The sequence below is a fragment of the Hymenobacter terrestris genome, from assembly GCF_013377905.1.
GTDB classification, from domain to species: domain Bacteria; phylum Bacteroidota; class Bacteroidia; order Cytophagales; family Hymenobacteraceae; genus Hymenobacter; species Hymenobacter terrestris.
This window is the reverse complement of the sequence record NZ_JABKAV010000110.1, coordinates 1-6,142: the sequence shown is the minus strand read 5'-3', so window position 1 is coordinate 6,142 and position 6,142 is coordinate 1. Positions and strand designations below refer to the sequence as shown.

6 protein-coding genes are annotated in these 6,142 nt (G+C 49.0%); 1 reads left to right on the top strand and 5 read right to left on the bottom strand.

Annotated elements, in window-relative coordinates; genetic code table 11:
• Positions 1-448 precede the first annotated feature (448 nt).
• Entirely contained in the window at positions 449-595 is a 147-nt protein-coding gene (locus HW556_RS19075) for an integrase core domain-containing protein (protein WP_176901470.1), read from the top strand.
• Between the two features lie 31 nt (positions 596-626).
• Here HW556_RS19075 and HW556_RS17795 read toward each other — a convergent pair whose 3' ends face one another.
• From HW556_RS17795 to HW556_RS17775, 5 genes are all read right to left on the bottom strand, one after another.
• The gene (locus tag HW556_RS17795; protein ID WP_176901469.1) at positions 627-1,571 is read right to left on the bottom strand and encodes a glycosyltransferase family 2 protein; all 945 of its coding nucleotides are present in this window, start codon (positions 1,569-1,571) and stop codon (positions 627-629) included.
• Between the two features lie 98 nt (positions 1,572-1,669).
• Positions 1,670-3,130, bottom strand: a complete 1,461-nt coding sequence (locus HW556_RS17790; RefSeq protein WP_246289713.1) for a DUF6056 family protein — start codon at positions 3,128-3,130, stop codon at positions 1,670-1,672.
• A 24-nt stretch (positions 3,131-3,154) separates the two neighbouring features.
• Positions 3,155-4,273 (bottom strand): DegT/DnrJ/EryC1/StrS family aminotransferase, encoded by a 1,119-nt coding sequence (locus HW556_RS17785; RefSeq protein WP_176901467.1) that lies wholly within the window; start codon positions 4,271-4,273, stop codon positions 3,155-3,157.
• A gap of 71 nt (positions 4,274-4,344) precedes the next feature.
• Positions 4,345-5,127 (bottom strand): GNAT family protein, encoded by a 783-nt coding sequence (locus tag HW556_RS17780; protein ID WP_176901466.1) that lies wholly within the window; start codon positions 5,125-5,127, stop codon positions 4,345-4,347.
• 158 nt (positions 5,128-5,285) lie between these two features.
• The gene (locus tag HW556_RS17775; protein ID WP_176901465.1) at positions 5,286-5,705 is read right to left on the bottom strand and encodes a sugar 3,4-ketoisomerase; all 420 of its coding nucleotides are present in this window, start codon (positions 5,703-5,705) and stop codon (positions 5,286-5,288) included.
• Positions 5,706-6,142: the final 437 nt, after the last annotated feature.

Below are 6,142 nucleotides of genomic sequence, written 5' to 3'. Positions count from 1 at the left end.
AACCTAGATTACGGTAACTACAGCACTTTCTGATTCAGATCCGATCTTACGCGCCGTACCCAACCGCCTGCTAGGCCAGCCCCTACCTTCCCCAATCGGGTATGGATCGGCGACATCATGTATTCGCCCTAGCAAGGCGGGGGCTGACTGTACAGGACCTTGTGGCTGGACTGTTGCTCGCGCAAAGTTGTCGGCTGGGACGAGTGCTAGACAAATAACCGAAGATTTGCTCAGCTAAGACTCACGCCGTGCCTAGTCAATGCGCCAGCCACCGACTGCCCTCATCGTCCACTCCAACTGGGGCTGCCAGTACAAAACCATCCGCTTCAAAAACCTAGTCGCCAAACATGGCACTCAGCAAATTATAAGCCGGCGCGATAAAAATAACAACGCGCCTGCCGAATCATTTTGGAGCCTCTTCAAAGCCAAGTAGCTCGACATCAGACCTTTGCCTACCTTAGTAAAAGCCAAGCTTAAAATCAGCCACCACATCGCCAACTACAATGCCGAGCGACGCCACTCAGCGTTAGGCTACCGCGCCCCCAACTATTTTGAAACCCATCTTCAAACAACGCCCCAATATCGTCCGATTTAGCTAGACTACCTCACAATTGTGTCCGTACAACCTAGACCACCTTGGTCTGATCATGTACCTCTTTCACCACATACAACGGCCGGTTGCGGGCGGCATCGAGTCCGCGCCACACATACTCGCCAATGATGCCCAGAGCTGTCATCTGAAAAGCCGACACAAACAGTAGCACGACCATCAAGGCCGACCAGCCTTCGGGCTCCTGACTGCCGAACAGCCGTAAGCCAATGATGTAGAGACCATAACTAAAAGCGGCCAACCCTAATACGAGTCCCATAACCGAAATGGCCCGGATTGGGAAGAAGGAAAAGGCCAGAATGGAATCAATGAAAAGCTTAGCTTTTTTCTTAAGCGTCCAACGTGACTTGCCGATTTCGCGCTTGCGGCGTACGTACGGGATATTTACGTAGGGGTAGCCCAGCCACACCATCAGATAGAACAGATTGCTGTTACGCTCCTGTAGCGTGATGATGTGCTTAGCTACCTGCCGGTCAAGAAAAACGAAGTCAAAACCACCGTCCGGAATGTTAGACAGGGCTATTTTCTTCATCAGCATGTGGAAAACTTTGGCAAAAACCTGCTGCAAACCCGTTTCCTCCCGATCCTGCCGGTTACCAATTATGAGCTTAAAGCCCTGCTGCCAGTATGTATACATTTGCACCATCAACGCTGGAGGATCCTGCATGTCGGCCGTGATAATAGCCATGCAGTCGCCGGTAGCCTGAGCTATACCGGCCACAATAGCATTGTAGGAACCCACGTTACCTGCTAGCTCAACAACTTTTACATTGTGAGGATGTGAATTTCTCACAGTAAGTAGGGCTGCCAAAGTTCCATCCCCAGAGCCGTCATCCACATAAACGTATTCAAAAGTTACATCTGAAGGAAAATTCACTTCATTGGCAATAAGCTCTCTGCTGGTGACGGGTATATTAGATTCATTAAAGTAACAGGGAATTATTACAGAAATTATTGGCATCTATCAAGGAAATAAAGTTCAGCAGTAGCCGGTTGAAAGTAATACATAAACTTGCCAGTAAGTTAAATAAACTAAAAAAACTTTGCATACAATCGCATTTACTGCAAATTTTGCTTAAAGTTAACACTATCAATACCGTAGTATCTGGCATACTGTAGAGCGTCATCATCATTGAAATCAAAGGTATATAATATATTAGGAACGCTCCATTTTTCATCGTTACTGTACAATGGAATCAGCTTAATAACCTTTATACTATTAGTGTAATGCTCTTTAATTATCGATTCGCGCTGTCGCACTTTTTTATAATGACTTGGAGCATACGTCATAATATCCATATATGCTAAATGAACGTTACTTGTACCAGAGAAGAAACACATGGCGAAAAATATTCCAAATCCATAGTAATATACCCTTATTTTTTTCAAAATATTAAAATTTGTTAAATACTTTGTATACAAAATATTTAACAAGTATATCCAACCTATTAAAAAATATAGATAGACACATTGCCAGCTATGATTCCAGACTGATTGATAAGCCAAAACTGATGGAAATACTGACGCAGTAATTCCAACAAGTAACCATAGACCAAATAAGATTGGATGCACATTATTGAATCCTAATTTTAATCCAACCTTGCTATGATTCAGACATGCCACTATCAAAAAACTGCCTAACACTAATATCAAACTATTAAGCCAAGAGAATATTTGAGTTATAGCAAAATAAATACTTTTTGCGAAGATAGTGAGTATCTGTGGGCTTTTGAGGATTTGACCGAGGTCATGCCCAAGCTCAGCAGCACGCTCCTGATTACCTGGAGCTACTACTGCCATATATATTCCAATAGTTGAAAAACCGAATAGTGCCAAGTACCACCACTTTATAGCTTCCCCCCTGACCCACGCCACCAAAGTAATACTTCCTAGTACCCAACACGTAGTCATCATCGATACATCATATGCACCAATAGAGACAATGCTAAATATTACTCCACAAGATAAGTATACTATTCGATTGAAGACACCTTCCTTACAATAATATAATCTTATTATTGCCGCATAGGAAAATAAACTGGCAATAATTCCAGTGGTAAAGGATGTATAGCCACCGAACCAGTAAAAAGATGCACCTACTGATTTTAAACCACTTAAATACAGATTCACAAAGACCAATGTACACATAACTACAATTAACCCATGCATTCTATTTAGTACCTGGCGAAGAAAACAATATGATGATATAATAAATAGCGTTATAAATATTATAGACTGTACCCGAGCTAATAAAGCAGTATTTTTGTATATTAATGGGCTCAAGTAAGCTTTTAACACGAGTTCACTATATCGACCAGTCAAATTATTATATAAATATATAATATATTTTACCTGTCCAAATTTGATAATATTATTAGCATCGGAGTAATCATCATGAATACTCGGATAGTTATAATATGTTAGTAAAAAAAAAGGCAAAATAGTTAATACTAAAAATAACACAATAATAATATTTATGACTCGATCTAACCTTATTTTATATAGAATAAAATTTATCATAGCAATCAAAAAATTATTTGTACATCACTTTGTATTCAAGAAGTCCTTGATACTAAAACTTACTGTTTCAACCTCCGCCTCCGTCATTCCAGGATACATGGGCAAGCTAAGGCAAGTAGCGGCCAGCTCTTCGGCAATGGGAAAATCACCATCTGGCAACAGCAATGCCGAATAGGCCTGCTGCCGGTGCGGCGGTACCGGATAATGAATCATAGTAGATATGCCCTGGGCAGCCAAGTACTGCTGCAGAGCATTGCGCTTCAGTGTATGCACCACGTAAAGGTGGTAAACGTGGGTAGCCCCGGTGGTTACCACCGGCAGGCGCAGGTCGGCAATGCCGGCCAGGTGAAGGTCATACCAAGCGGCGACCTGCTGGCGCTGGCGGGTCCACTCAGGCAAGTGACGCAGCTTCACTTCCAGCACGGCAGCTTGCAGCTCGTCGAGGCGCGAGTTGTAGCCCACAACTTCGTTGTAATATTTCTGCTGCGAGCCATAATTACGCAGCACCCGAACTTTCCGGTCCAGCGTAGCGTCATTGGTCGTTACGGCGCCGGCGTCGCCCAAAGCCCCCAGATTCTTGCCGGGGTAGAAGCTTGTGCCGTTTACATGGCCGAAACTGCCGGTGAGTTGCCCGTCGAAAGTGGCTCCCTGCGACTGTGCATTGTCCTCCACCACAAACAGTTTGTGCTGGTCGGCCAACTCCATAATTGGTCTCATCTCGCAGGCTTGCCCATAGAGGTGTACCGGCATAATGGCGCGGGTGCGGGGCGTGAGGGCGGCGGCAATGCGGAAAGGGTCGAGATTGCTGGTAGCTATGTTGGGCTCCACGGGCACAGGCGTGGCTCCCACCTGCGTTACGGCCAGCCAAGTGGCGATATAGGTATTGGAGGGCACGATCACCTCGTCGCCGGGGCCGATTTCCAGTACCCGCAAGGCCAGCACCAGCGCGTCGAGGCCGTTGGCTACGCCCACAGTGTGTGTCACTTGGTTGAATGCGCAGTATGCCTGCTCAAATTTTTTCACCTCTTCGCCCAGTACGTACCAGTACGAGTCATACACGCGGCCCATGGCGGCCATAATTTCCTCCCGGATAGGTCCGTGTTGGGGCTGGAAAGAGAGAAAGGGGACCGTCGGAGTGATCATTTGGAAAACAACTGTTCTTGCTTTTACGTTAAAAATTGCGGTCTCCGCGGCATTCTGATTGCCAACGCGTGTCAGCCACCGTGGCAGGCCAGCACGTGGCTCGTGCCACCCAACCGGAAGCCCAGCTTCTCGCAGGTGCGAAAAACGGCCCCATTGGTAGCCTGCGTGGTCATTAATACATGAGGCAAAGATAGAACAGCGGCGCGACGCACAGTTTCAGCCACCAGCTGTAGGTGCCAGCCGCGGTTGGCCGGGCCCACTGCCGTCAGCAGCACTCGCGAGCTGCCGCTGCCCGGCACACCGGCTTCAGCCGACGTATCGCTAATGGCTAGGAAAGAGTCTACCGGCAGTCCTGGCGCATCGGGCACCAGCACGGCATCGGCGTAGGAGCCTTCCACGGCCGCTTCAGCATAGCGAACCAGCAGCGCATCGGCCCGGATTTTCCCAAACCATGGGTCGGCATGAAACCGGTCGAAGGGGTTGCGGGCTGCGGCCGAAATCCGGCCGATGTGAGCAGCCTCGTCGGGCCGGGCCAGGCGCACGGGGGCGGGTTCGGGCAGGGTAGCCGCGGCTACAGGGCAGTAGAAATTGAGCCGCGTTTCAACCAGCCGCCAGCCACCGCCTGTCAGGGCCTGTAGCAGTGCGGTATCTTCAGCCGGCACCACACTGAAAGCGTAGTAGGGCCCGCGGGCTGCCAACGTGATTCGTAATTGAGTCGCCGCTGCCATCAGCGCGGCGGGCGTAGCGGCGGAGCTGAACAGCCCCGTAAAAAGCCGGTAGGTATCCGTGCAAAAAAAATCGGTATCCCAAGGGAGGTGCTGCACCAGCCATTGGCTACTTTTGTCAGCGGCCATGAATATCTCCTCCCCTACCCTGTTTCCAAAGCGGGCCACCGCACCGGTACCGTGGCGTTTCTGCTGTGGCTCGACGAGCAAATGCCGAATAAAACAGGTGGGCGAATGCCGCAACAATATCTCGGCCCGCGAACTTATCCAAGCAGCCTCCGGAGCGCTTACGCCTGTGAGCCCCATATTAGCTTAAAATCGTCGTGGTTACGGATGTAATCGACTTCTTGGTACGGAACCGAGGCGAAAACTAATTGCACCGCCGCGTGCGAGTACTGCATCGTATGCCAAGCTTTGGGCGGCACATAAAGGCCTACGTGCGGATCTTCGAGGCGGAACAGCTCTATTGTACCATCGGCTAGTTCGGTAGTCACTGTAATGCGGCCGGCGGCGGCCACGAGTATCTGTTCGGTACGATGGTGGGCGTGGCGACCTCGCACAATGCTTTCGGGCGTGTAATAGGTCCAGAAAATACGCTGCACGCTAAACGGCATCAGTTGACTCTTTTCAATAACGGAAATATAGCCGATACCCGGTTCTCCCAGCTTAGGAAACTCAATCAGGTGCGGATTGGGAAATTCAGGCATATATACAAGAAGAGGCAAAAATTCATGCAGACACGAAGCAGAATTAGGTGAAGGTAGCGTTTCGCCTGCAACCTCTCTCAACTTAGCAGTAGTTTGATTGCGCAGGGCGGAAGTGGCGCTGTGCTATCGGTGTGCCTCTATAGATGGTGCATAACTGTAGCGTATAGGGCTTGACAAGCGTCAGACTACTCGTTGCACGATTGATTAAATGGTGCGGAGGTGGGCGATAACAAGGATCTAGAGCGGTTCTTGGGTTGGTGTATGGTTTTGGGTTTATCTTCTGGCCATGAAAGCGTATTCACTTGATTTGCGGCAGCGGGTAGCGGCGGCTTGTACCGAGCTCGGGGCCACACACCCCGCCGTCGCCGCCCGGTTCTGCGTATCGGTTTCGTTTGTCGAAAAGCTGCTGCAACACCAGCGGGTGAGCGGGACGGTAG